The 26,293-nt window shown below is 61.3% G+C and carries 22 protein-coding genes and 2 tRNA genes; 12 read left to right on the forward strand and 12 right to left on the reverse strand.

Features of this window, described 5'->3' with window-relative positions; all coding sequences use genetic code 11:
- Positions 1 to 73: 73 nt before the first annotated feature.
- Entirely contained in the window at positions 74 to 862 is a 789-nt protein-coding gene (locus GAL01_RS06165; protein ID WP_062031111.1) for an SDR family NAD(P)-dependent oxidoreductase, read from the reverse strand.
- A gap of 323 nt (positions 863 to 1,185) precedes the next feature.
- On the opposite strand from GAL01_RS06165, the gene metK reads away from it, so the two are divergent.
- The 7 genes from metK to GAL01_RS06200 all read left to right on the forward strand — a co-directional run bounded on the left by metK (position 1,186) and on the right by GAL01_RS06200 (position 7,525).
- Positions 1,186 to 2,370, forward strand: a complete 1,185-nt coding sequence (metK, locus tag GAL01_RS06170; protein ID WP_062031109.1) for a methionine adenosyltransferase — start codon at positions 1,186 to 1,188, stop codon at positions 2,368 to 2,370.
- 15 nt (positions 2,371 to 2,385) lie between these two features.
- On the forward strand, positions 2,386 to 3,081 hold the full coding sequence (gene trmB, locus GAL01_RS06175) for a tRNA (guanine(46)-N(7))-methyltransferase TrmB (protein WP_082790757.1): 696 nt from the start codon (positions 2,386 to 2,388) through the stop codon (positions 3,079 to 3,081).
- A gap of 49 nt (positions 3,082 to 3,130) precedes the next feature.
- The gene (locus GAL01_RS06180) at positions 3,131 to 4,771 is read left to right on the forward strand and encodes an electron transfer flavoprotein-ubiquinone oxidoreductase (protein ID WP_062031105.1); all 1,641 of its coding nucleotides are present in this window, start codon (positions 3,131 to 3,133) and stop codon (positions 4,769 to 4,771) included.
- A gap of 106 nt (positions 4,772 to 4,877) precedes the next feature.
- Entirely contained in the window at positions 4,878 to 5,627 is a 750-nt protein-coding gene (locus tag GAL01_RS06185; protein WP_062031103.1) for an electron transfer flavoprotein subunit beta/FixA family protein, read from the forward strand.
- Positions 5,627 to 6,532, forward strand: coding sequence for an FAD-binding protein (locus GAL01_RS06190; protein WP_062031101.1), 906 nt, complete (start codon positions 5,627 to 5,629; stop codon positions 6,530 to 6,532). The genes GAL01_RS06185 and GAL01_RS06190 overlap by 1 nt, the downstream gene beginning before the upstream one ends.
- 136 nt (positions 6,533 to 6,668) lie before the next feature.
- Positions 6,669 to 7,388, forward strand: a complete 720-nt coding sequence (lepB, locus tag GAL01_RS06195) for a signal peptidase I (protein ID WP_062031099.1) — start codon at positions 6,669 to 6,671, stop codon at positions 7,386 to 7,388.
- A 60-nt stretch (positions 7,389 to 7,448) separates the two neighbouring features.
- Positions 7,449 to 7,525: transfer RNA gene (locus GAL01_RS06200), tRNA-Pro, on the forward strand.
- A 128-nt stretch (positions 7,526 to 7,653) separates the two neighbouring features.
- Here GAL01_RS06200 and GAL01_RS06205 read toward each other — a convergent pair.
- Positions 7,654 to 8,964 carry a glycoside hydrolase family 68 protein gene (locus GAL01_RS06205; protein ID WP_062106689.1) on the reverse strand — a complete coding sequence of 437 codons (1,311 nt, stop codon included), beginning with the start codon at positions 8,962 to 8,964 and terminating at the stop codon, positions 7,654 to 7,656.
- Positions 8,965 to 9,354: 390 nt separating this feature from the next.
- A complete protein-coding gene (gene hemH / locus GAL01_RS06210; RefSeq protein WP_062031271.1) occupies positions 9,355 to 10,386 on the reverse strand; it encodes a ferrochelatase in 1,032 nt (343 codons plus the stop codon).
- Between the two features lie 458 nt (positions 10,387 to 10,844).
- Between hemH and GAL01_RS06215 the strand changes: the two genes are divergently transcribed.
- A complete protein-coding gene (locus tag GAL01_RS06215) occupies positions 10,845 to 11,267 on the forward strand; it encodes a host attachment protein (protein WP_062031097.1) in 423 nt (140 codons plus the stop codon).
- Positions 11,268 to 11,345: 78 nt separating this feature from the next.
- Here GAL01_RS06215 and GAL01_RS06220 read toward each other — a convergent pair whose 3' ends face one another.
- From GAL01_RS06220 to GAL01_RS06235, 4 genes are all read right to left on the reverse strand, one after another.
- On the reverse strand, positions 11,346 to 12,233 hold the full coding sequence (locus tag GAL01_RS06220) for an N-acetylmuramic acid 6-phosphate etherase (protein ID WP_062031094.1): 888 nt from the start codon (positions 12,231 to 12,233) through the stop codon (positions 11,346 to 11,348).
- A complete protein-coding gene (locus tag GAL01_RS06225) occupies positions 12,230 to 13,297 on the reverse strand; it encodes an aspartate-semialdehyde dehydrogenase (protein ID WP_062031092.1) in 1,068 nt (355 codons plus the stop codon). The genes GAL01_RS06220 and GAL01_RS06225 overlap by 4 nt, the downstream gene beginning before the upstream one ends.
- A gap of 23 nt (positions 13,298 to 13,320) precedes the next feature.
- Positions 13,321 to 13,959 (reverse strand): 2OG-Fe(II) oxygenase family protein, encoded by a 639-nt coding sequence (locus GAL01_RS06230; RefSeq protein ID WP_062031091.1) that lies wholly within the window; start codon positions 13,957 to 13,959, stop codon positions 13,321 to 13,323.
- Positions 13,960 to 14,039: 80 nt separating this feature from the next.
- Positions 14,040 to 14,363: a hypothetical protein gene (locus GAL01_RS06235; RefSeq protein ID WP_062031266.1), complete on the reverse strand. Its 324-nt coding sequence runs from the start codon at positions 14,361 to 14,363 to the stop codon at positions 14,040 to 14,042.
- A gap of 175 nt (positions 14,364 to 14,538) precedes the next feature.
- Here GAL01_RS06235 and GAL01_RS06240 point away from each other — a divergent pair, with 175 nt between their 5' ends.
- Both GAL01_RS06240 and GAL01_RS06245 read left to right on the forward strand, forming a co-directional pair.
- Positions 14,539 to 15,501 (forward strand): alpha/beta hydrolase, encoded by a 963-nt coding sequence (locus GAL01_RS06240; protein ID WP_062031262.1) that lies wholly within the window; start codon positions 14,539 to 14,541, stop codon positions 15,499 to 15,501.
- Positions 15,502 to 15,630: 129 nt separating this feature from the next.
- Positions 15,631 to 18,285 carry a 2-oxoglutarate dehydrogenase E1 component gene (locus tag GAL01_RS06245; RefSeq protein ID WP_062031088.1) on the forward strand — a complete coding sequence of 885 codons (2,655 nt, stop codon included), beginning with the start codon at positions 15,631 to 15,633 and terminating at the stop codon, positions 18,283 to 18,285.
- Between the two features lie 22 nt (positions 18,286 to 18,307).
- Here the strand turns inward: GAL01_RS06245 and GAL01_RS15655 are convergent, their stop codons facing one another.
- Complete coding sequence (locus GAL01_RS15655) at positions 18,308 to 18,469, reverse strand: hypothetical protein (RefSeq protein WP_167369322.1); 162 nt, start codon at positions 18,467 to 18,469, stop codon at positions 18,308 to 18,310.
- Positions 18,470 to 18,580: 111 nt separating this feature from the next.
- Positions 18,581 to 18,656: transfer RNA gene (locus GAL01_RS06250), tRNA-Lys, on the reverse strand.
- A gap of 171 nt (positions 18,657 to 18,827) precedes the next feature.
- On the opposite strand from GAL01_RS06250, the gene arfB reads away from it, so the two are divergent.
- Together arfB and GAL01_RS06260 are read left to right on the forward strand one after the other, a co-directional pair.
- Entirely contained in the window at positions 18,828 to 19,250 is a 423-nt protein-coding gene (gene arfB / locus GAL01_RS06255) for an alternative ribosome rescue aminoacyl-tRNA hydrolase ArfB (protein ID WP_062031087.1), read from the forward strand.
- A 343-nt stretch (positions 19,251 to 19,593) separates the two neighbouring features.
- Positions 19,594 to 22,236: a TonB-dependent receptor plug domain-containing protein gene (locus tag GAL01_RS06260; RefSeq protein ID WP_062031086.1), complete on the forward strand. Its 2,643-nt coding sequence runs from the start codon at positions 19,594 to 19,596 to the stop codon at positions 22,234 to 22,236.
- A 151-nt stretch (positions 22,237 to 22,387) separates the two neighbouring features.
- Here the strand turns inward: GAL01_RS06260 and GAL01_RS06265 are convergent, their stop codons facing one another.
- The 3 genes from GAL01_RS06265 to gyrA are packed head-to-tail and all read right to left on the reverse strand — an operon-like array spanning position 22,388 to position 26,214.
- Entirely contained in the window at positions 22,388 to 22,873 is a 486-nt protein-coding gene (locus GAL01_RS06265) for a peptidylprolyl isomerase (RefSeq protein WP_062031085.1), read from the reverse strand.
- 31 nt (positions 22,874 to 22,904) lie between these two features.
- Positions 22,905 to 23,435, reverse strand: a complete 531-nt coding sequence (coaD, locus tag GAL01_RS06270; RefSeq protein WP_062031083.1) for a pantetheine-phosphate adenylyltransferase — start codon at positions 23,433 to 23,435, stop codon at positions 22,905 to 22,907.
- The gene (gene gyrA / locus GAL01_RS06275; RefSeq protein WP_082790755.1) at positions 23,416 to 26,214 is read right to left on the reverse strand and encodes a DNA gyrase subunit A; all 2,799 of its coding nucleotides are present in this window, start codon (positions 26,212 to 26,214) and stop codon (positions 23,416 to 23,418) included. The genes coaD and gyrA overlap by 20 nt, the downstream gene beginning before the upstream one ends.
- Positions 26,215 to 26,293: the final 79 nt, after the last annotated feature.

Genomic DNA, 26,293 nt, shown 5'->3' on the forward strand with positions numbered 1-26,293 from the left:
AAACAGGGTGCAGGGATCAAGATCCCCGCCGGGTCCGGGCAGAGCCCGGACTCCCCCAATCAACCGCCAGTAATCAACCTCCGGCAATCGGCAGGTTCACACCCGTCATGAAGCTGGAATCGTCCCCCAGCAGAAACGCCACCACGCCAGGGATTTCGTTGATGTCGCCATAACGGCGCATCGGCACGCTGCCGATCATCTGCTCGGACACCACCTTGGGGTCGGTGGAGAAATACTGGCTTCCGACCTTGGCCTGAAGCTCGACCTGACGCTCCCACATGAAGCCGGGACCCATATAGCCGGGGCTGATGGCGTTCACGCGGATATTGTAGGGCGCGAGATCCAGCGCGGCGGTTTCGGTCAGGGCGATGATGGCACCCTTGGAGGCACCGTAGGCGGCCATGTTCGGCGGCCCCTTCACACCAGCCATGCTGGCCGTGTTGACGACACGACCGTAGTTTTGCGCGATCATCTGGCGCGTGACGGCCTTGAGGACATGGAAGGCGCCGGTGACGTTGATCGTCAGCACGCGCGCAAAATCCTCGGACGGATAATCCTGAACAGGGGCGAACGCACCCTGATACCCGGCATTGTTGAACAGGAAGTCGATCTTCCCGAAATCCCGGACCACGGCGTCCACAGTCTCGGTCACGGCCTCTTCGGACGTCACGTTACAGACATAGGAGCGGGCTTCGACGCCCTTTTCACGGACGGCGGCTTCCGCCTTTTCCAGAGCTTCCCGGTTCATGTCCAGCAGGGCGATGGCCGTCCCTTCCCCAGCCAGACGGAGGGCGGTCGCAAGACCGATATTGCCACCGGCACCGGTGACGAGACAAACTTTACCGCTAAACTGATTCGACATTCCAAACGCCTCAAATTCCCTGTTTGCCCACAACCGTACCCTGACAGGCAATGCCGGTTACGGAGCTGTAAACGCAGCATGAACGGTGTCGTTGAAAAATGAAACGGGGGCCTGCGCTCTCTTTTTCGTAATTTCTGTCCGGTTTTTTTGTAATTTCAGGCTGATTTTCGGGACTTTTCCGCAGAAAACCGCGTTCAGACCTCACACGGCCCCTTGACCCTTGCGTCCAATTCCGCCAAGCCGTCCCCTCCCTGAATGCCACAGTCCGCCTGCCAAGGCACGCTGTGGCCCTTCTCACCACTCATTCCCTGCGAGGTCCCTGAGTGCGCAATCACGGCGATTTCCTTTTCACATCCGAGTCCGTTTCCGAAGGCCATCCCGACAAGGTGGCGGACCGCATTTCCGATACCGTTCTGGACGCCTATCTGCAGGCCGATCCGGAAGCGCGTGTTGCCTGTGAGACGCTGGTCACCACCAACCGCGTCGTCCTGGCCGGTGAAGTCCGCGGCCCCAAAGAGGTCGAGGACACGCTGATCGACCGCGCCCGTGAAGCCATCAAGGACATCGGCTACGACCAGGAAGGTTTCTCCTGGAAGAAGGCCGAAATCACCTCCTATCTGCACGCACAGTCCGCTGACATCGCCCAGGGCGTTGACAGCGCCGGTGACAAGGATGAGGGCGCTGGCGATCAGGGCATCATGTTCGGCTACGCCACGCGCGAAACCGAACACCTGATGCCTGCACCGCTGTTCTATGCGCAGACGATCCTCGAGCGCATCCGCGACTACCGCAAGAGCGGCGACGCCCGTGGCGTCGGCCTTCTGCCGGATGCCAAGAGTCAGGTCACGCTGCGTTATGTCGACGGCAAGCCCGTTGGCGTCACGTCCGTCGTGATCTCCACGCAGCATGTCGAAGGCATGAGCCAGAACACGATCCGCGAGACGCTTCGCGACGTGGTCAACGGCATCCTGCCCGAAGGCTGGAACTGCCCGGAAGACGAGTTCTACGTGAACCCGACCGGCAACTTCGTCATCGGCGGACCGGACGGCGACGCAGGTCTCACGGGCCGCAAGATCATCGTCGACACCTATGGTGGCGCAGCCCCGCATGGTGGTGGCGCATTCTCCGGCAAGGACCCCACGAAGGTGGACCGTTCGGCAGCCTATGCCGCACGTTACCTTGCCAAGAACGTCGTGGCTGCCGGCCTTGCCGACCGCTGCACGATCCAGCTCAGCTACGCCATCGGCGTGTCCAAGCCGCTCTCGGTCTATGTTGACCTCGACGGCACGGGCAAGGACGTGGACGAAGCCCGTCTGGGTGCGATCCTCAACGAGGTTGTGGACCTGTCCCCGCGCGGCATCCGCAAGCATCTGCGCCTGAACCGTCCGATCTATGTTCCGACCTCCGCTTACGGCCATTTCGGTCGTGCGCCGGATCCGGTTCTGGACAACTTCACCTGGGAGCAGACGGATCTGGTCACCACGCTGCGTGGCGCCCTCAACCGGTAATCTGGCAGAAAACCCCTGGTCGAGTCTCTCAAACCCCAGCCGGAGCGGCTTTACGGCCGTCAACGCGGCCATCCGCTCCGGGCCCGGCAGCAGCACCTTCTTGAGAAGGCGCTGCCCCGGCTCTCCTTCACCTCACCGGAGAATCCCGCTGCGGGATTCTCCGATGCGGTCTCGCGCGTTTTTCTCGAAATCGGTTTTGGCGGTGGCGAACATGCCGTCGGTCAGGCCGAACTGAATCCGGATGTCGGCTATATCGCCTCCGAGGTCTTCGAGAACGGCCTGTGCTCCCTGCTGTCGCGCCTCGTGCCCGAAGGCGAGGAAGACACGGCCACGCCGCCTCCCCATTTCCGCATCTGGGCCGAAGATGCCCGCCTGCTGCTCAAGGACATGCCCGATGCGTGTCTGGACCGGGCGTATCTGATGTTCCCGGACCCGTGGCCCAAGGCCCGGCACGCCAAGCGCCGCTTCGTGCATCCGGAAAACATCAAGCAGATGCACCGCGTTCTGAAACCCGGCGCCATCTGGCGCGTCGCCAGTGACCATCCCGTCTATCAGGAATGGGTCACGGAGGTGATGGGCAGGCAGGACCTGTTCGATGCGCCGCCCCCGGCCAAGGAACGTCCCGAAGGCTGGTCGCCCACACGCTATGAAGCCAAGGCCTTCCGCGAAGGGCGCGTGCCGTTCTACTGGACTTTCACGCGCCGTCCCTGAAACCCACGCCAAACCCTTATCCCAGTTATTCAGCGAGTTTCCTGACATCATGACCCAGATCGAACGCGAAGAAATGGAATTCGATGTCGTGGTGGTCGGTGGCGGTCCCGCCGGTCTGTCCGCCGCGATCCGCCTGAAACAGCTGATGCCGGATGCGGGCGTCTGCCTGATCGAAAAAGGCAGCGAGATCGGCGCCCATATCGTTTCGGGCGCCGTTATCGAGCCCCGCACGCTCGATGAACTTCTGCCGAACTGGCGCGATCTGGACGCCCCCCTGCGGACGCAGGTGACGGAAGAGCGGATGCTGTTCCTCACCGAAACGCGCTCCTTCGCCGTTCCGTATCTGGACCGCGTGATGCCGCAGATGGCCAATCACGGGAACTATATTGTCTCGCTTGGCGAAGTCTGCCGCTGGCTCGGCGAGCAGGCCGAGGCTCTGGGCGTGGAAATCTATCCGGGCTTCTCGGGCGCGGAACTGTTTATCGAAAATGACCACGTCGCTGGCGTCATCACGGGCGATATGGGTATCGAACGCAATGGCGAACACGGGCCGAACTTCACGCCCGGCATGATCCTGCGCGCAAAGCAGACCATCCTGACCGAAGGCGCCCGCGGTTCCCTCACCGGCCACGCCATGAAGCGTTTCGGCCTCCGCAAGGGCGTGGAGCCGCAGACCTATGGCCTCGGCGTCAAGGAAGTCTGGGAAATCCCGGCGGAAAAGCATCGTCCGGGCCTCGTGCAGCACAGTTTCGGCTGGCCGCTCGACGATCACACCTATGGCGGGGCCTGGCTCTATCATTTCGGGGAAAATCTGGTCAGCTTTGGCTTCGTGACCGGCCTCGATTACGCCAACACCTATCTGTCCCCGTTCGAAGAAATGCAGCGGACCAAGCTGCACCCGGCCTTCCGGGAGCATTTCGAAGGCGGCAAGCGCCTGATCTACGGCGCACGAGCCCTGTCGGAAGGCGGCTTCCAGTCCATTCCGCGCCTGACTTTCCCCGGCGGCGTTCTGGCTGGCGATTCGGCAGGCTTCCTGAACGTGCCCAAGATCAAGGGCACGCATACGGCCATGAAATCCGGTATGATCGCGGCTGAGGCCGTGGCCGAGGCTCTGGAAAAGGACAGGAAGGAAGCCGCCAGCATGACGGCGCGCGTCCAGCAGTCCTGGCTATGGTCCGAACTGCGCGACGTCCGCAACATCCGCCCGGCCTTCGCGAAATGGGGCATGAAGCTCGGCGCGCTCTATGCCGGCATCGACAGCATGATCCTGCGCGGCCGTGCCCCCTGGACGCTGCATCACCCACATGCCGATAACGAGACGCTGCGTCCCGCTTCGGTGTGCACGAAAATCGACTATCCCAAGCCCGACGGGAAGATCACCTTCGATCGCGTCAGTTCGGTCTTCCTGAGCAGCACGAATCACGAGGAGAACCAGCCGGTTCACCTCAAACTCCGCAACGAGTCCGTCTGGCAGACCGTCAATCACGACGTGTTCGATTCGCCCGAAAGCCGTTATTGCCCGGCCGGTGTATATGAACAGGAACAGACGGGCGAAAATGCCTGGCAGCTCCGGATCAACGCCCAGAACTGCGTGCACTGCAAGACCTGCGACATCAAGGACCCGACGCAGAACATCGACTGGTGCACGCCCGAAGGCGGCGGCGGTCCGAACTATCCGGTCGGGATGTAATTTTCTTCCCGCAAAAGGGCACGGCCAGAGCGGAATGTGACTTTTCCGGTCAGTCCCGCTACGGTGGCGCCCGTTTTTGTGGCGGCGACAGCAGCGAAAGATGACGATGAAAGTTCTGGTCCCAGTCAAACGGGTGGTCGATTACAACGTCAAGGTACGTGTAGCGGCCGATGGCAGCGGTGTCGAAACGCAGGGCGTGAAAATGTCCATGAATCCGTTCGACGAAATCGCAGTCGAAGAAGCAGTGCGCCTTCGTGAAAAAGGCGCGGCCAAGGAAGTCGTGGTCGTGACCGTCGGCGCACAGGCCGCTCAGGACGTGCTGCGTACGGCCATGGCGATGGGTGCAGACCGCGCCATCCTCGTCCGCACCGACGACACGCTTGAGCCGCGCGCCGTGGCCAACGTGCTCAAGGCGATCGCCACGCGCGAAGAGGCTGGCCTGATCTGCATGGGCAAGCAGGCGATCGACGACGACATGAACGCCACGGGCCAGATCCTGGCCGCAAAGCTCGGCTGGCCGCAGGGCACGTTCGCGAGTGCGGTGACGGTTGCCGATGGCCGTATCGAAGTCGCCCGCGAGATCGACGGCGGCACGGAAGTCGTGTCCCTCACGCTCCCGGCCGTGGTGACGGCGGATCTGCGCCTCAACGAGCCGCGCTATGCGTCCCTTCCGAACATCATGAAGGCCCGCAAGAAGCCGCTTGAGACGGTCGAAATCGACAGCCTCGGCGTCGATACGGCGTCGCGCCTGACGGTGGTCTCGGTGGCCGAACCCGCCGAGCGCAAGGAAGGCGTGAAAGTGAACAGCGCGGCCGAACTGGTCGAGAAGCTCAAGACAGAAGCGAAGGTGATCTGATGACCGCTCTTGTTCTGGTTGAAGTCGAAAACGGCGCGGTCCGTCAGGCTTCCCGTTCGGCTGTTGCCGCTGCCTCCCGCTTCGGTGCCGTCGATGCCATCGTGTTCGGAGACGGCGCACAGGCCGCTGCCGCCCTGCCGGGTGTGACGCGCGTCCTCAGCGTTCCGGGTCTGGTCAACGATCTGGCCGAGCCCGCCGCCGATCTGCTGGCTGCCCGCGCGAAAGACTACAGCCATATTCTGGCTGCAGCCTCCGCCACCGGCAAAAACATCCTGCCGCGTCTGGCGGGCCTGCTGGACGTGCAGCCCATCCCCGATGTGGTCGAGATCAAGGACGCCGACACCTTCGTGCGCCCGATCTATGCCGGCAACGCACTGGCGACGGTCCGCTCTTCCGACAGCATCAAGGTGCTGACGGTCCGCGGCTCCAATTTCGATCCGGTTGCTGCCGAAGGTGGGTCCGCCACGGTTGAGACAATCGAAGCTCCGGCCAGCGAGAAGTCCGTTTTCGTGAAGGTCGAACTTTCGGCATCCGATCGTCCGGAGCTGGAATCTGCCCGCGTGGTGATTTCCGGTGGCAAGGGCCTGAAAGACGCTGCGAACTTCAAGCTGCTCGAACCCATCGCCGACAAGTTGAACGCCGCCATCGGCGCGTCCCGTGCGGCCGTGGATTCCGGTTTTGCCCCCAACGAAATGCAGGTCGGCCAGACCGGCAAGATCGTGGCGCCGGAACTCTACATCGCCGTCGGTCTGTCGGGTGCGATCCAGCATCTGGCTGGCATGAAGGACAGCCGCGTCATCGTGGCCATCAACACCGATCCGGAAGCGCCGATTTTCAAGGTCGCCGATTACGGCATCGTGGGTGATCTGTTCGAGGTCCTCCCGACGCTCGAAAAAGCGCTGTAAGGCACCGTTCGCCTGAAACGACAAAAAAGGGGCGCCCCATGACGGGACGCCCCTTTTTTCATGACAGGATCTGACGCAGGTTTAACTGGCACTCCGGCCCCCATGCGGCACTCTGTCGGGCACGGAGACCCTCATCATGACCCGCATCCCAACCCTGCGCCAGCTTGCCCGCGACATCCTGTCCTGCCTGCCCGTCCTTCTGGGCTTCCTGACCATTCACAGCGCTCTTGCCGCCGCTTACATCGTGCCTTCGGCCTCCATGGAGCCGACACTGCGGATCGGCGACCAGATCGGCGTCATCGTCCCGTCCTACGGCCTCAGCACGGCCAATCTGCCGTTCGGGACGTTGCTGAAGCCCTCTGCCGAAACGGACAGCCGCCTGTTCGGACGCCTGCCCCATCGCGGCGACGTGGTCGTGTTCCGCGCACCCGCCAACCTGCACCAGACATGGGTCAAACGCGTCATCGGACTACCGGGCGACACGGTGGCTCTGGTGCATGGCCGGGTCATCCTGAACGGAACGGTGCTTCCATGGAAAGACATGGGACCAACCCGCGAGGAAAGCCGAAAGAACGTCTGGCGTGCGGCAGAACGCTATGAAGAAACCCTGCCGGGAAACATCCGCCACAACATTCTCAAAATGTCGCAGGACGGAGACCTGGACAACATTGCCCCCTTCACCATTCCGCCCAACCATCTGTTCGTTATGGGCGACAACCGTGACAACTCCGCCGACTCGCGCGTCAGCGTAGCGGACGGGGGCGTCGGGCTCCTTCCCGTCTGGAACCTTCAGGGGCAGGCCCGCGCCGTCCTGTGGTCATGGCGGGATATCGGCAGAACGGCGCTCGTTCTCTGATTTTTCGTCCGTGCCCTCTTGCAGGAAAGCGTTAACCCCTGTAGGAGAAGCGCCGTCGGCCGGAGTGTAGCTCAGCCTGGTAGAGCACTGTGTTCGGGACGCAGGGGCCGGAGGTTCGAATCCTCTCACTCCGACCAGCCGATAATTTTTTCAGAAATCGCCAAAACTGTTTCAGGCCCACAGGCCAGCGCGTTTCTGCGTCTGAAATTCAGAACCTGAAACGCAAAAAAATGCCCTCCCCCTTTCGGGAGAGGGCAAAACGGCCTCAGGAACGCTTGTCAAAGGCCGAAGAGGTCGGCCAGACGCCCTGGGCATAAACCTGCCCGTAAGCGTGGACTTCCGTCAGATAGGTCCGCTCACCTTCGAGGACGATCTTCACGGTCGGTGCGAGTGTGCCACCGATGCGATAGGTCGCCGGGTCCTGCGGGTCAGCCGAACCGGGCTGCGGCAGGGTATCAATGAAGGACTGCACGTAACCGGCAGGATCGACGAAGTGCGAGTAGGTCTCGTACGGAGCAGCAGACGGGTTACCCAGTACAAGGCCCGAACCGTTCAGCGGTGCATACGGACCGAAAATACCGTTCCGGGACACGAAACCATACACACCATCCGGACCCGTGCTGTTGCCGGTGAAGGTGGAGTGATGGGAGATCGTGAACAGATAGGTCAGACCGTCCTGGAAGACGACATGCGGGCGTTCCGTCTGGTCATTGACGCCAAGCGCCGTAACGAGGGCCGGCAGCATTTCCCATTTGGAGAAATCACCCCGCGTGGAGTCGGATGTCAGGCGGGCAATGCCGATGGCAGCCGCGCCATACTGCGCACCAGCCGGAACGGTCGTGGCAGGCGGAACCGGACCCATCTCGTCGGAACCGATGGTGAAGTTCCCGCGCATACCCGGAACATTGCCTTCAAACAGGGCATAGATCTGGTTGTCGTCAGGATTGCGGAAGATATGCGGATCGCGGAAATCCCAGTAGGCGTCTTCGACAATGTTGGCGTAGTTCACGCCGTCTGCCTGGAACATGTCCGTGCAGACATCGAAGCCCTCGAACCAGACGCCCGTGGCATCTGCCAGAATGCGGCCCGTCGTGTAGGACGGAACAGACTCGGACGGCGTATCGTTGACGGAGGTATAGAACAGATCGACCGTATTGGCGCTGTTCTCGCGCATAACGGCACAACCGGACCATTCCCAACTGCGGGAGTTGGCGCCTTCCTTAATGACACGGCCACCGAACTTCCAGTCCGCGCCATTGCCGGTGCGGCTGTAGTAGTAGCCGATATAGGAATAGTTGTTGCGGCTGTGCCAGCCCTCGGTCGTATCGCCCGTGGCGGCACGATCGGCAACGAGGGCGAACATGACGTACCAGCCCTTGAAGGTCACGGTCTTGCCGTGAATGTCGCGCAGCAGCCAGGTGTCCCACTGCCACACATCGGAATCGATGACGGGAAATGCGTAGTCGATGACCGGCATGGTCGTCGTCGGATCATCGGCACGGATCTTCATCGCATCAGCGATCGTCCAGCGCGAACCCGACTGGACTGCGCTTTGCGTGCTGGAAACAGCGTTCATGAGTTTTCCTGTAGCTGAAAAAGAAAAGAACCAGACGCACGCCAGCATCCGAAACCCTGTTTCAGGTCCGGATGCTGGAGAGCCGTATGAAAAGAAGAATTAAACTCTGCACTGAGCCAAAATTTCTACGCAGAAAAACATGTCTTGTTTCTGAAATGCGCAACAAAAAAGGCTGCTTCTTGCGAAAGCAGCCTTTTCAAAATTCTTTAACCTGAAATTGAGTTTTTAACGAGCAATCAATTACGTTTCATGGCTCAGTGCCACAGTTATAGGAAAAAGCTGCGCGCAATGCAAGCAGAAAATTTCCATCTGCCTTTGCAGGCTCCGATTCATAAAAAAACCCACCTGCTATCAGGTGGGTTTTTTAAAGGAACCTGAAGGCCGCAGAACTCAGCCGCGCTGAAAACCGGCCAGCGCGGATCGCGAAAGCTCTTCCAGAAGATCAATCGCGCCTTTCGAGTCGTTCAGACAGGGCACGAGCGCAAACTCCTCTCCCCCTGCTTCCATGAATTCTTCCCGGAGCTCGTTCCCGATTTCATCCAGCGTTTCGATGCAGTCCGTCATGAAACCAGGCATGATAACGGCAATCTTCGTAATTCCCTGTGACGGAAGGGCTTTGACGAAAGGCGCCGTATAGGGCTGGATCCATTCAAGCGGCCCGAAGCGGGACTGGAACGTCAGGGGCATCTGCGCCTCACTCAGTCCCAGAGCCGTCCGCAGTCCGGCGATCGTCCGCTCACATTCGTCCCGATACGTATCGCCCTTTTCGATGCAGGTTTTGGGAAGACCATGAAACGACGCAACGATCTGCTGCGGCTTGAAGGTCAGTCCCGCCAGCGTATCCTGAACGGACGTCTCAAGCGCGCGGATGAAAGCAGGATGATCCGGAAAAGACGGAACCGTCAGAACGGCGGGCTGGCGTCGCAGACGCATGAGCGCACGGAAAAGCTGGTCGTTGGCCGTGGCGGTCGTGGTTGCGGAATACTGCGGATAAAGCGCAATGCTAACGATCCGGTCACAACCCTGATCCATCAGGCTTTCCAGCGCTTTTGCAACGGAAGGGCGGCCATAACGCATTCCCCATTCCACTGGCACGCCATCGGCTTTAAGGCGCGCAGCAAGCCCTTCAGCCTGCCGACGGGTATAGACCCGCAAGGGGGATGCATTCTCGTCCCGGTCCCAGATCCGCGCATAATTGGCGCCGCTGGCAAAAGGACGTTTTGTCAGGATGATGCCCTGAAGAATGGGCTGCCAGATCAGGGGAGGACTCTCGATGACGCGACGGTCAGAGAGAAACTCGCTCAGATATCTTCTGACTGAGAAATAGCCTGTATCGTCAGGCGTACCCAGATTGATCAGAAGAACACCCGTCCTGCCTTCCGGCGGAGGAGTAATGCGGGGGGTTTTATGTAAGAAAGCCATGGTGCCCTCACTGTGGAACCGGGCACGCATTCAGGTAAAGAGGGAAAACGTCCGGGGATACGCGTCCCTTGCGGGACGCTATCGTCGGTGCCTTACTTTCGCATAGGAAACATCCGGTTTCCGGGTCCCTTGCAGCAAAGTATAGGCGAACACCGCAACAACGGCAGCCATCGGACCAACATACGGCAGAAGAGTATTCGTCAGAGCCATACTTGCCTCCTTTGAGCCTTTGGAAAAGATTTTCCGGTAAGCTCAATTCAGAGATTGGGCACATCTCTTCCGCATTTCAAGAAAAAAATCGGAATTCTTCAAAAAACATTCAAAAAAATGAAAATATTCTCCTTTTTTCAATAACTTGATCGAATACGACTCTGCACCACCTTGGCAGACACAGGCAACCATCCCACCTCAGAACTGTTACAGACGCATCGTCCGATTTTGATTAAGGATTTCCAGAGATGGCTACACAGGACCCCGTCATTTACGTTGTCGCTGACGGCGAAAAAGCCCGTTTCCTGCGGCTTGAAGGGTCGCAGCTCCGCACCATCGAAACCTTTGACCTGCACAAGGGGTCCAGCGCGGAAAAAGACGTCTCCTCCATCAAGGCACCGCACGAAAACCCGCACGAACAGCTCAAGGTGCACTTCACCCGCGATCTGGCCGGCCATATCAACAAGGCCGCACAGAGCCGCGACGTCGAAGGCATCCTGCTTGTCGCTCCGGCGCAGGCTTCGCATGAAATCCGCGAGCATCTCGACAAGCCGACCAGCAAGAAGCTCTTCAAAACGCTGGTCAAGGATCTAGTCAATACGCCGGATCACGACCTGCTGAAGCATCTCGACCGCCCGGAAACAGGCTGGGCCGAACTCGCTTCCGTCTGATTCCGATCAGATCACGTGAGAGGCCCTCGAATGGCCTCTCACGTGATACGGGGCCTTCTCATCCCGATTGCGCCGCCCTTAGAGTCCGGCGAGCGCAAGATGCAGATGCCCCTGACACCGCTCCAGAAGCGGTTCAATTTCCGCCAGAGCCACACCGTGCCGCAGCAGAACGGCCCGTTTCGTATTTCCCTGCACAAGCCTCAGGGCGTCCCGTGCCTCTTCGGCCGTTCCTCCGGCCAGTTCCATGACCATCCGTTCCGCGCGGGCCTGAAGCTTCTCGTTGCTGATGCGCATGTCCACCATGCGCCCACGATAGACATGCCCCAGACGCGTCATCAGCGCGGTGGAAAACAGGTTCAGCGTGACTTTCTGCGCCGTCCCGGCGGCCATACGCGTCGAACCCGCCAGAACCTCGGCTCCCGTCGGAATGCAGATCCCCAACTCCGCTTCCCGCAACAGGCGCGACTCCGGATTGCCACTTACGCCGATCGTCAGGGCTCCGACTTCCCGTCCAAGCTGAACAACGGCGCATGTATAAGGCGTGTTGCCGCTCGCCGCGACGCCGATCACCACGTCCTGCGCAGCCGGGTAATAGTCCAGCAGATCAAGCCGTGCCTGATCTTCCCGGTCTTCCGCACCTTCCGCCGCCTGTGTCGTCGCCCCTGCCCCACCGGCCAGCAGCAGAACCAGCTTCTCCGGCGCCACACCAAAGGTCGGCGTCAGTTCCACGCCATCCTGCAATCCGATCCGCCCTGACGTCCCGGCCCCCGCATAGACCAGCCGCCCCCCGGCCTGAAGCCTAGGGACAGCCGCCTCAACAGCGAGCTCGATGGACGGCAAGGCTTCACCCACCCGATCCAGAGCCGCCTTCTGCGACGTCAGAAGCCGGTCCAGCAGGGCATCGAGCGGCAGGCGCTCGATATCTTCATTGGCCGCGAGAACCGTCTCCGTGCGCGACGCCGTCATTCGGACTCGTCTTCATCCGGAATTTCATTGCGACGGAAAAGCTGGCCGTCCTTCAGAAGTCCCTGCGCGACAATGCTTTCCGCAATCTGGACCGCATTGAGGGCCGCACCCTTGCGCAGATTGTCGGACACACACCACAGCGCCAGACCATTCTCGACAGACGGATCAATCCGCAGGCGGGACACATAAGTCGCATCCTCGCCCACACATTCGATCGGCGTGACGTAACCACCATCCTCGCGCTCGTCCCGCAGAATCACACCCGGCGCCTTGCGCAGCGCCTCGCGGGCCTTCTTCAGATCAACCGGCTTCTCGCATTCAATGCTGATGGCCTCGGAGTGACCGATGAACACCGGGACGCGCACACAGGTCGCCAGAACCTTGATGTCCGGGTCCATGATCTTGCGGGTTTCGACGGCCATCTTCCATTCTTCCTTGGTCGCACCGTCGTCCATGAAACGGTCGATATGAGGAATGACGTTGAAGGCAATCTGCTTGGTGAACTGCGCGACCGTCGGCGGATCGTTGACGAAGGTGCCCTTGGTCTGGGCGAACAGCTCGTCCATCCCGTCCTTGCCCGCGCCTGAAACGGCCTGATAGGTCGAGACCACGATGCGCTTGATGCGGAACAGGTCATGCAGCGGCTTGAGCGCCACGAGCATCTGTGCGGTTGAGCAGTTCGGGTTGGCGATGATGCCCCGGCTCGCCTTGCCAATCGCCGCCGCGTTCACTTCCGGCACGATCAGGGGCACGCCCGGCTCCATGCGGAAATGGGACGTGTTGTCGATCACGACGCATCCGGCAGCCGCAGCCTTGGGTGCATAAACGGCCGAAACCGCCCCGCCCGGCGAGAACAGCGCAATATCCCAGCCCTTGAAGTCGAACGTCTCGAGGTTCTGAACCTTCAGGACGGTCTTGTCCCCAAAGGAAATCTCGCGCCCTGCCGAACGCGGCGAGGCCAGCGCCACAACCTCATCGACCGGAAATTCCCGCTCCGCCAGAATTCGCAGCAGTTCACGCCCCACCGCACCCGTGGCGCCAACAACCGCAACCCGATAACCCATGATCTTTTCCCGTTCCCTGAAAATCAGCCCGAAAAGGGCAGACGCTTTAAAAGCGCCGACAGACGGTGCCGCCGCAGTTCGTAGCGGGCCTTGCGCCCCGTCGCCATATAGTTGAGCTGGATCGCATAGCGCGTTCCGACAAACTGCCGGTGCCCGTGCCAGGTGGCCGGACCGTTCGGAAACACCAGAAGCGTCCCTTCGGCGGGCGTCACCTCAACATCGAAATCCTCGACATCATCCGGCCCGTTCAGCAGCCGCAGACAGCCATCGCGCGAGGCCCAGTCCTCCCCGCGCGGATTGAGATACAGCAGGATCGTGACGAGCTTGGCCTCGGAATCCCGATGGATGCGCCCGTCTTTTTCCCGCGTGCGGCCGCGGACCGTCAGCATGGTCGGCGCATCCGCCAGATCCAGCCTGAATTTCTCCGCCACCAGCGCCTTGAGCTTCGGCCCCTGCAATTCCGCAATCATGCCCGCAACACGTGGCGTCAGCTTCAGGGCTTCCGGCGGGAACGAACCACCGGATTTCATTTCCGGCAGATCGGAGACAACCGCCTTCAGATCATCGTTGCCAATGAAATGCGGCACCACCAGATGCGGAAACGGTTTTTCCGCAACCGGCGCGCTCTCGAACGCATCATAATCAAGAGAAATCCTGCTCATGGCGCGGAAGGCTAGACGCGGCCCACGCCGGCGACAAGGCCTATTCCACACATGTGAGACCTGCCTTTTACGAAAGAATATTACCCCCGCAGCGGCTTATGCGCCCGGACCATCCGGCTCGTCGCCAGATAACGGACATATCCTGCCCCCAGGCGGTTCGCACCGCCCATGCAGACATGCGGCCCTGGCAGGGACGAGATCCGTCCATCCCACACGGTATGAAGCAGGCGCGGATCCGTCCGGCATTCCAGCGTCCGGTGATCCACTCCCGACTGCCCCGCATCCTTCGCCAGAACGGAATGTGCGGACAGGTTGTCCCGACGCGGCTCCTGCGCTCCCGCCGACAAACCTGTCAACGCAAGACCACTTCCCGTCAGAACTGCAAGAAACAGCAGAGCACGCATCAGCGAAACTCCCATCCAACAAGGCCGGCTCAGGACCGGTCGGTTAACAAGACGACTCTCGGGCATTAAAAGTTGCGGCAACTTTGTGGCGGGACGAACAGATTTTTGCCTTCAAGCCGTCCGACCACTGGGCGTACAGATGGTTTTCCTGCCTCCCCAGTGCAAGGTGACACTCATGAACACCCGGCCCCTCGTCCTCCCTGAACTCCTCCCGCTCCTTGAAGAGATCCCCACCGTCGATCTCTCGCCCGACTCCCTCCCCGCCTTCCGCGACGGGCTGGAACAGGCCGCCGGACAGTCTTTCCTTCAGGCTGAAGACTATCCCGTCATCCTTGAACGGCTGACCATTCCCGCCACGGACACCGCGCCCGCCATCCGCCTCCTGAGCGTCCGCCCTCGCAAGGACGCCGCAGCGCCACGCCCGGTCCTCCTGCACCTGCATGGCGGCGGTTATTTCGCTGGCCAGCCCGAGCTCACCGCCACCCAGCTCTGCCAGTTCGCTCAGGATCTGGACTGCGTGGTCCTCTCCCCGGATTACCGCCTCACCCCCGAACATCCCTTTCCGGCGGCCATCGAGGATGCCTACACGACGCTGTGCTGGATCACGCGCAACGCCAACACACTGGGGATTGATCCCGCCCGCATTGGCCTGACCGGTGAAAGCGCAGGCGGCGGCCTCGCTGCGGGGCTGGCCCTCCTGACGCGTGACCGCGAAGGCCCGACCCTCCTGTTCCAGAATCTCGTCTACCCCGTGCTCGACGACCGCACGACGACAGGTCAGCCCGACGCCTCCCCGGTCGGGGGCGAGTTCCTGTGGACCCGCACCAGCAACACCTTCATGTGGGCGGCCCTCCTCAATCCCGTAGCGCCCGGCGCGGCGGACGTCTCGCCCTACGCCGCACCCGCCCGCGCCACGGACCTGTCCGGTCTTCCCCCCGTCTATCTGTCCGTCGGCGCCCTAGACCTGTTTCTGGACGAAGACCTCGCCTACGCGCAGCGCCTGATCCATCAGGGCGTTTCGGTAGAACTGGAAATCGTGCCCGGCGCCTGCCATATCTTCGACCAGACAGACACCCCGGTCGCCACCCGCTCCATCGCACGCCGTATCGACGCCATGAAACGCGGCTTCGGTCTCTGAACAGGCAGAACGCGAAACAAACGGAAATTGGCCCTGTTCGGCCAATCCGCTAGAGTGCACGACCAAAAGACACGTCCCCCTGCTCCCTGGTACAGGTCACAGGAGCCGGGGACACAGGAGAACGAGTTCATGGGCGACCATCGCGATGACCGGGACGCCATCAACGGCGAAAACACCGTCTATCTGGCGGAACTGCACGCACGCTGGCAGCATGACCCGGCCTCCGTGGACACGGCCTTCGCCTCCCTGTTCGAAACCCTTGGCTCCGACCGCCTGCCCGCGGAAACAACAGAGCAGACCGACGCCAGCGCCGAAAGCCTGAAATTCGCCTATCGCCTGCGCGGACATGCCATCGCAAAGCTGGACCCGCTCGGCCTGGCACCCGTTCCCGACATTGCCGAACTGAACCCGCCCGGAGCCGACCGGGACCTGATTGCCCGCCTGCGCCGTGCCTATTGCGGCACCACGGCCGCCGAGTTCATGCATCTTCAGGACCCCGCCCAGCGCCAGTGGTGGATCGACCGTCTGGAGACGCCGGTTCCCGGCCCGTCGCTGGACCAGAAGCGCCTCCTCCTCGCCCTGACCCGCGCCGAAGCCTTCGAGCAGTTCTGCCAGAAGCGCTTCATGGGCATGCGTCGTTTTGGCCTTGAAGGCGGCGAAAGCGTCATCGTCGCTCTGCGCACCCTGATTGATGCCGCCGCACAGGACGACGTGCGCTCCGTCTCGCTCGGCATGCCCCATCGCGGCCGTCTGAACGTGATGGCCAACATCCTGCGCAAGCCGTTTGCCGCCATTTTCAGCGAATTCGCCGGCGCGTCCTTCAAGCCCGACACCATTCAGGGCTCGGGCGATGTGAAATACCATCTCGGCACCGCCACGACGCTCGAACATGCGGGCCATACCGTCCGCATCTCGCTTCTGCCCAACCCGTCACATCTGGAAGCGGTGGACCCCGTCGTGCTCGGCCGCGTCCGCGCCGACCAGGATCGCGAAAAGGACCACGACCGCCAGCACCATCTGGGCATTCTCGTCCACGGCGACGCCGCCTTCGCCGGTCAGGGCGTCGTGTACGAAACCCTCAGCCTCTCGAAGCTGGAAGGCTACCGGACTGGCGGCACGGTCCACGTCATCATCAACAACCAGATCGGCTTCACCACCGTCCAGTCCGACGCCCATTCCGGCATCCACAACACCGACATCGCCAAATCCGTTCAGGCCCCGATCCTGCACGTCAATGGCGACGATCCCGAAGCTGTCTCCCGCTGTGCCTTTCTGGCGCATGAATGGCGCCGCACCTTCCAGTCCGACATCGTGCTGGACGTGGTCTGCTATCGCCGTCACGGCCATAATGAAGCCGACGAACCCGCCTTCACGCAGCCCGCGATGGTCCACGCCATCCAGTCCCGCCCCACGACGCGCAGTCTTTACGCCCGGCATCTGGTTCGCACTGGCGTCATGACCGAAGCCGAGGTCGAGGAGATGTGGAACCACTTCCAGAACCGTCTGGAAGAGCAGTTCGAAACCTCCAAGACCTATCACCCCAACAGCACGGACTGGCTCGACGGCCCCGAAGACCCGACACGCCTGCAGGACGAGCAGGACCGCATCCAGCCCATGACCGGCGTACCGCTCCGGCGTCTACGCGACGTCGGGGACGCCATCGGCACGATTCCGGAAGGCTTGGCCGTTCATCCGCGTCTGGCCCGCCAGATCACGGCGCGCGGTAAGGCGGTGGCTGATGGCGGCCCGCTCGACTGGGCGACCGCCGAGGCTCTCGCTTTCGGCACCCTGTCCATGGACGGCCATCCCGTCCGCCTGTCCGGACAGGACAGCCGCCGCGGCACGTTCAGCCAGCGTCACGCCGTGCTGTTCGATCAGGACACAGGCCGCGAAGACACGCCCCTGACCCATATCGCGCCCCATCAGGCCCCGCTGAACATCTGGAACTCACCACTCTCGGAATATGCCGTTCTCGGCTTCGAATACGGCTATTCCCTTGGAAATCCCGAAGCTCTGGTTCTGTGGGAAGCGCAGTTCGGCGATTTCACCAACGGCGCACAGATCATCCTCGACCAGTTCATCGCCTCGGGCGAAACCAAGTGGCTGCGGACGTCCGGCCTGACCCTGCTTCTGCCGCACGGCTATGAAGGTGGGGGCCCGGAACATTCCTCAGCCCGCCCCGAGCGCATTCTTCAGCTCTGCGCTGAAAACAACATGCGCGTGTGCAACATCACCACACCCGCAAACTACTTCCACGCCCTGCGCCGCCAGATCGCGCGCCGCTGCCGCAAGCCGCTGGTCGTTTTCACGCCCAAATCCCTGCTCCGGAACAAGGATGCGGTGTCCATGCTGGACGAGATGGGGCCACACACCCGTTTCCAGCCCGTCATCGCAGACCCGGCCAAGGAAGAGGGCGCACGCCGCATCATCCTGTGCACCGGCAAGGTCTATTACGATCTGATCGCCGAACGCGCGCGCCAGAACCGTGACGACGTCGCCATCATCCGCCTGGAACAGCTCTATCCGTTCCCACACCATGCTCTGATGGAGCAGCTCGCCCGCCATCCGGACGCAGAACAGGTCCTGTGGTGCCAGGAAGAGCCTCTCAACAACGGAGCCTGGATTTTCGTGGACCGTCGCATCGAACGCGCCCTGCGCGCCTGCGGACATCGGGTCCAGCGCCCGGACTATGCAGGCCGCGACAGCGCCGCTTCTCCCGCAACCGGACTACCGGGCGTCCATGCCGCCCAGCAGGAAAAACTGGTTCAGGACGCCCTGTCCTGAACCGCCCCGAAAAGGGGAAACCTCAGGTCGGGCCGCCCTGATAGCCATAGCTGCTGCGGCCCGCGCCTACATTGCCATAACCGTCACCACGGAACTGCCGCGACCCCTGCCCGCCATAATCCGGCCCACACGCCGCCAGCGCCGCCAGAAGTCCAAGCGCTATCCCAATCCGAACCCGCGTCATCAGCATTTTCCTTGCATGTCAGCCTGTTACGACATCATAAGCCGCAAAATCCCGACAGACCACCAGTGGATCGCCACCGGTCGCAACTACATCTGCTCTTTTCAGGAAAAATGGTGAACCGGCTGGGACTCGAACCCAGGACCATTCGATTAAAAGTCGAATGCTCTACCAACTGAGCTACCGGTTCATCCGCACGCTGGCTACCCCACAACCCATAAGGGCGTCAACCTCACAGCCGCGAAAAACAGGTCCAACATTTCTCCAGACATGGCTTCTCCCCGCAAAAGAGGCTATGGGCGCCCCACGTTCTACCTCCACATCCCAGACGCCGCTTCTCAGCCCGGAAAGGAAGAAACAGATGCCAATCCAGATTCTTCCCGGTCTCGCACTCGAAGACGACGAACTGAAGGTGACCTATATTCTGGCGTCAGGTCCCGGCGGGCAGAACGTCAACAAGGTGGCGACGGCCGCCCAGCTCCGCTTCGACGCCGCACGATCTCCCGCCCTGCCAGACCGGATCAGAACCCGCCTGATCGAACTGGCTGGCAGCCGGGCCACGCAGAATGGTGAAATCATCATCACCGCCCGTCGCTTCCGGACACAGCAGCGTAACCGCGAAGACGCCATCGAACGTCTGGCGGAACTGATCCGGAAAGCCGCCCATCGTCCGGCGTTCCGCGTCGCCACACGCCCCGGAAAAGCCGCCAGACAGCGGCGTCTGGATGGGAAGTCCCACCGGGCAGGCATCAAACGCAACCGGACAGTGCGTCTGGACGACTGATCTGAATGATCGACAGCGCCCGTTACCGAACAGGAACGGCCGCAGCTTTCTTATGCCCGCCAACCATATCCGATACGATCAAATAACATAAAACAGAGCTAGCAAACTGCCCTTCTCACACACAGTGAAACAAACAAAACTATATTTCTCCGAAAAGCACCTGCCAGAAATTTCATTCCCCTAATCCGGACCGTAAAACCTCTTTGTTGCCAACCTGCAACAGGAAGAAAAACTGTTTCAGAAATCGTTTTTGCTACTTTCATGTAACGAGTTTTTATCATTACTCTCCTGAACCCCCCTCTGAACCCAAGGGCGGTGTCTTATGGAGGTACAAAGAGTAATAATGAAATCCCGGCACCGCATCTCCCTGCTTGTAACAACAGCCGTTTCCGTCATGCCGTGTATGTCCGCTCTTGCCGCGACAACAACCACTCACCCTGTCCGTCATCACACTGCCCGGACCGGCAGCAGCACTCACGCAACCGCACACCCCGCCAGCGCTCCAGTCGCGAAGACGGCGACTGCCGCACCGCGCAAGAAAAAGACCGAAGTTAACTTCGCGGGTGAAGCCGAGACGATCAACGTCACCACAGGCACCCACGCGACGAACCGCAAGGCCCGCGAAAGCACGTCCCCCGTCACCGTGGTCTCTGCCGCGACGCTCCGCCGTTCCGGCATGCTGAACCTCTCGGACGCCCTGACCCGGACCTATGCTTCCATCAACGTGGTGGCGATGGGCGCGGATTCTGCGGCCTTGACATCTTCCATCCAGATGCGCGGTCTCGGCCCGAACGAAGTGCTGGTTCTGGTGGACGGCAAGCGCCGCCACAACACCGCAAACATCACAGCCGACGCGGGTCCGCAGTTCGGCTCCACCGGCGCCGATCTGAACACGATCCCCGCAAATGCCATCGACCACATCGAAGTGCTTGAAGACGGCGCGGCCGCGATGTACGGCTCGGACGCGATTGCCGGTGTGGTGAACATCATCACCAAAAAGCAGGCCCACGGCATGCAGACCACCGTGCAGACCGGCGCAAACGCCTATAATGGCGACGGCTGGCAGTACAAGGTCGGCGCTGATGGCGGCGTGAAATGGGGCAGTGACGGCTACCTGCACCTCAGCGGCGAAGTCTATCACACGGATCACATGGTCGTCGGCGCAAAGGATCACCGCCTGATCGGAAGCTGGCCCACCAACGCCACCACAACGGGCTACTATAACGGTATCGTTCCGAATGCGATGAACGTGCCGACCAATTCCAACAAGATCATGAGCACGCCGGAAGAAACCCGCGAAAGCCTCGCCATCGACTTTGGCAAGACCATCACCGAAGGCGTGAATTTCTACGGCCTCATCACCTATATGCACCGCCACGGCGAAGCATATGAAAACTACCGCACGCCCGTCATCGCGCCCAGCATGTATCCGGCGGGCTTCTCCCCGCTCGAAACGTCGGAAGAAAACGACTACGCCGCCACGCTGGGCCTCAAGGGAGACAACTTCCTGGGCTTTGACTGGGATCTGAGCACCACATACGGCGCCGATGGCAACAAGATTGGCAACAAGAACACCGCCAATACCGGCATGCTCGCCAGCACGTGCTCAACCGACCCGAGCTCGTCCTATTATTCGACCGATGGCTGCGGCTGGTCCCCCAATACGACGCGTGCCGAAACCTATCGCATGGCACAGTGGACCAACAATCTGGACTTCCGCCGTCACTTCAATATCGCCAACGTCGTGCCCATGACGCTGGCCTTCGGCGGCGAACACCGCCTCGAAACCTATGAAATCAAGGCAGGCACCCCGCCCTCCTATGAACTGGGTGGCACGCAGGGCTATGCCGGTCTTGGCCCCAACAGCGCCGGCAACTGGAGCCGTGATATCTGGGCCGCCTATGTCGATGGCGACTTCCACCCGCTCCCGCACTGGGATCTCGATTTCGCAGGACGATTCGAGCACTACACGGATGTCGGCAACACGGAAAACGGCAAGGTCTCGACCCGCTATGACGTGAGCAAGCGCATTGCGATCCGTGGCACGATCAGCACCGGCTTCCGCGCGCCCACACTGGCCGAACAGCACTACAGCGCCATGAACGTGGACCCGACCGGCGCCTCCGGTCTTCTGCCCGTCAACTCAACGGCCGCCCGCATTCTCGGCGCCAGCGCCCTGAAGCCGGAACGCTCCGTCAGCGCCAGCGGTGGCATCGTCCTGGAGCCCGTGAAGAACTTCCACGTCGAAGCAGACGTGTATCAGATCAATCTGCGTGACCGGATCGTAGGCGGTGGTACCGTCAATGGTCAGCCCGCCGTCGATGCCATCGAAGCCATGGGATACTCCCTGCCTCTGAACAGCATCACGCTCGACAACGTCTCCGCCTATTACATGACCAACGGCGCCAGCACCCGCACGCAGGGTCTCGACATCAAGGCGGACTACATGTTCCGCTTCCACAATGCTGGCAACCTCAACCTCAGCATGGCGCTGGACCTGAACCGGACGCGTCTGCACCACAACGGAACGGACACCAACGGCAATCCACTGCTGAACGCGCAGAACATCGGCTACATCACGACCGCCTATCCGCGCAGCAAGATCATCCTGAACGCGTTTTATACGATCGGGAAATGGGACCTCAACGTGCGTCAGACCCGCTACGGCGAGACCACGGACATGCTGACCTACTCTGACTGGACGGACAAGACGCTCACCTGCCCGAGCGGCGGCAAGCTGGCCTATTCCAACAGCTGTTTTGCGCAGTTCAAGAATACGCCGCGCTGGCTGACTGATATCGAAGTCGGCTACCGCTTCAACAGCCACTGGCATCTGGCGCTCGGTGCGAACAACGTCTTCAACGTCCGCCCCCGTCGCGTTCCGCAGATCAACAACTCCCGCGGCGCCCAGATCTACGACCAGTTCTCGCTGCAGGTCCCCATCACCGGCGGTTACTATTACGGCCGGATCAACGCCAGCTTCTGAAACCCTCCCTCAGATCCCTCCACAGGAAAGGCGTCCCGTTACAGGGCGCCTTTTTCTTTATGAAACGGGGCTGACGCTGTCAGGAAAACCCAACAAAAAAAGCCGGCGCATCACTGCACCGGCCTTTCTGAATTCCGCTTTCAGGCAGGATTCAGGCTTCGACATACGCCTTGACGATGGTGTCGGGGTCCTTGACCACCCCACCCGCGCCGGAACCGCGCTTGAGCTGGTCCACATATTCCATGCCTTCCGTGACCTGACCGACGATCGTGTACTGACCGTTCAGATGCGGGCTGGCGGCGAACATGATGAAGAACTGGCTGTTGGCGGAGTTCGGGGCCATCGTGCGGGCCATGCCGACCGTGCCACGCTCGAACTTGGCGGCATTCGTGAACTCGGCCTTGAGATCCGGATAGGAGCTGCCGCTCGTGCCGGTTCCCGTCGGATCGCCGCCCTGCGCCATGAAGCCTTCGATCACACGATGGAACTTCACGCCATCATAAAACCCCTCGCTGGCCAGCAGCTTGAGGCGCTCGGCAGCCAGAGGCGCCAGATCGGGGCGCAGCTCGATGACCACCTTGCCAGTCTTGAGCTCGAAAACCAGCTTGTTGCCGTCGGGCACTGCAGTATCGGACATCTTGGAACCTTCCAGAAATCGTTGAAGGTTCCTATGTCGGCCCTCGGCCCAGTTTCGACAAGACGATATGTGCAACATCTTCGCTGACGAAGGGTGAAATATCTCCCCCCAACCGCGCGATTTCCTTCACGATACGGCTGGCCGTGCTGCGATGTTCTTCGGAAGAGAGCAGGAAAACCGTCTCGATTTCCGGGGCCAGACGACGCAATGCGCCAGAAAGCTGACTCTCATAATCGAAGTCGCCCCCGGACCGAAGGCCGCGCACAACCGTGCCCGCGCCCGCCTGACGCACGGCATCCACCAGAAGCGTATCGAAGCCAACAACCTCGATCCGCTCCCCATGCGGCAGTTTGTCCACCTCATGCCGCAGAGCCGAGAGCCGCGCCTCCAGATCCAGAAGCGGCTGCTTGCCTTCATTGACCGCCACCCCGACCAGCAGCCGGTCGAACAGCGCAGAGGCCCGATGGATGATGTCCAGATGCCCGAACGTGACCGGATCGAACGTGCCGGGATAAAACCCGACACGCGGATCCGTCCGCGCCTCAGGCGTCAGGTGCAGCATCGTCACCTGCGGCGGGAGCTTCAGAGACCACAGTCTCGTCGGCATCGCCCTCTTCCGTGTCATCTTCCAGAACCGGGAAGACACAGATAACGGTTTCGCTGTCATTCAGGCGGAACAGCGTCACACCGCTGGCCTGACGCGCCATGACGCGGACCTGCGAGACCGGCAGACGGATCAGACGCCCGGTATCCGTAACCAGCATGACGTCCGTGCCATCAAGCGTCGGCAGCGTGCCCACCACTTCCTTGCCGCGACGGTTCGCGGAGAAGGTCATATTGGTGATGCCCTGACCGCCACGGCCAGAAACGCGGTAATCATAGGCCGAGGAACGACGGCCATAGCCGCCATCGGTAACGGTCAGGAGGATTTCTTCCTGCTGTTCCAGTTCCTCGAAACGCTCCTGCGTCAGATCGCCGGTGATTTCGACGGTTTCCTCGTCACCAGACACCGTCTCGTCTTCGGCACTGTCGTCCAGGGCCGCATTTTCGGCACGACGCTTGGCATTGGCCATCCGCAGATAGGCCGAACGCTCTTCGACGCTGGCATCCACATGGTTGAGGATGCACAGCGAAATCACCGCATCCCCGTCACCCAGACGGATGCCACGCACGCCCGTGCTACCACGGCCGGCAAACACGCGCAGCGTCTCGTCCGTGATCTGGAAGCGGATGCAGCGCGCGTTCTTCGTCGCCAGGAACACATCCTGACCTTCCCGACACGTGGCCACACCGATGAGGGAATCCCCCTCGTCGAGCTTCATGGCGATCAGGCCAGAGGCACGGATATTGCGGAAATCGCTCAGACGGTTCCGGCGCACATTGCCGCTGGCCGTTGCGAAGGCGAGGTGCAGGTCGTCCCACAGCTCCTCATCCTGCGGCAGCGGCAGAACGGCCGTGATGGAATCCGTTCCCAGTTCCGGCAGCAGGTTGACCAGCGCACGGCCCTTGGCGGTCGGCGCGGCTTCCGGCAGATGCCAGACCTTCATCCGGTAGGCCTTGCCGCCGGAGGAGAAGAACATCACCCACTGATGCGTATGCGCGTTGAAGCTGCGGATGATCACGTCATCGCCGCGACGCCCCGAGGCCGTCCGACCACGACCACCCCGGTTCTGCGACCGGAAAACTTCCAGCGGGGTCCGCTTGATGAAGCCGTCGCGCGTGATGGTCACAACCATCTGCCCCGGCTCGATCAGGCTTTCATCCGTCTGGTCGCCGAGCGCATCGGAAATTTCCGTCGCACGCGGGGTCGCAACTTCCGCACGGGCCGCCAGAAGCTCCTCGCGCATGACTTCCATGCGGCGCGGGCGGCTCTCGATGATCTGGAGCAGTTCGCCGATCTTGACGGCGACGTCCCCCAGCTCTCCCTGGATCTTCTCGCGCTCCAGACCCGTCAGGCGCTGCAGGCGCAACTCAAGAATACCGCGTGCCTGCGCTTCCGTCAGACGAACCTTGCCATTGATGATGACATTGCCTTCGTCGTGGATCAGCTCGAGCAGCGGAATGACTTCAGACGCATCCCACTCGCGCGCCATCAGCGATTCACGCGCCGTTGCAGCATCCGGGGCCGCACGGATCAGCGCAATGACCTCGTCGATATTCGCAACAGCCAGAACGAGACCGACCAGCAGATGCCCGCGGTCGCGCGCCTTGTTCAGATCGAACCGGGCGCGGCGCAGGATGACTTCCTCACGGAAGCGCAGGAAGGCTTCCAGAATGTCCTTCAACCCCATCGTCCGCGGCTTGCCATCGTCCAGCGCCAGCATGTTGGCACTGAAGGACGTCTGAAGCTGCGTGAAACGGTAGAGCTGGTTCAGAACCACATCCGGCGTCGCATCGCGCTTGAGCTCGATGACGACACGCATTCCCGACCGGTCGGACTCGTCGCGGATGTCGGAAATGCCTTCGATTTCCTTGGCCCGGACCAGATCGGCGATCTTTTCCTGCAACGTGGCCTTGTTCACCTGATACGGGATCTCGGTGATGATGATGGCCTGACGGTCCTTGCGGATTTCCTCGATCTCGGCACGTGCCCGCACCGGAATGGACCCGCGGCCCGTCTCATAGGCACGGCGGATGCCGCTGCGCCCCATGATGATGCTGCCCGTCGGAAAATCCGGCCCCGGGATGATCTGCATCAGCTCGTCGAGTTCGATGTCCGGGTTGGCAATCATCGCCAGCGTGGCGTCAATCACCTCACCCGGATTATGCGGCGGAATATTGGTCGCCATGCCCACGGCAATACCGGCCGCGCCATTGACAAGCAGGTTCGGGAAGACCGCCGGCAGAACCTTCGGCTCGTTCTCGCTCTCGTCATAGTTCGGCTGGAAATCGACAGTGTCGCGGTCGATATCGTCCAGCAGGAAGGACGACGCCTTGGCCAGACGGGCCTCGGTGTAACGCATGGCGGCCGGGCTATCGCCATCGACCGATCCGAAATTGCCCTGGCCGTCGATCAGCTTGACGCGCATCGACCAGTGCTGCGCCATCCGGACCATGGCGTCATAAATCGAGCTGTCACCATGCGGATGGTATTTACCCATCACGTCACCAACCGCACGCGCGGACTTGCGATAGGGCTTGTCGGCCGTGAAGCCGCTTTCGCGCATGGCATAGAGAATACGGCGATGAACCGGCTTCAGACCATCCCGCACATCCGGCAGTGCACGCGATACGATCACGGACATCGCATAAGCCAGATAGGAGGAGCGCATTTCCTCCTCGATCGTCACAGGAAGACGGCCGGAAGGGGTCAGATCAGTCGGCTCGGTCAGCTCGGTCAAGACAGGTCACCACACTAGAATTCGGTTTTCCCAGCATACCGCATGCGTCGCCATCACGCCACACCCGGCACTCAGGGGC

The organism is Gluconobacter albidus, assembly GCF_002723915.1.
Classification (GTDB): Bacteria; Pseudomonadota; Alphaproteobacteria; order Acetobacterales; family Acetobacteraceae; genus Gluconobacter; species Gluconobacter albidus.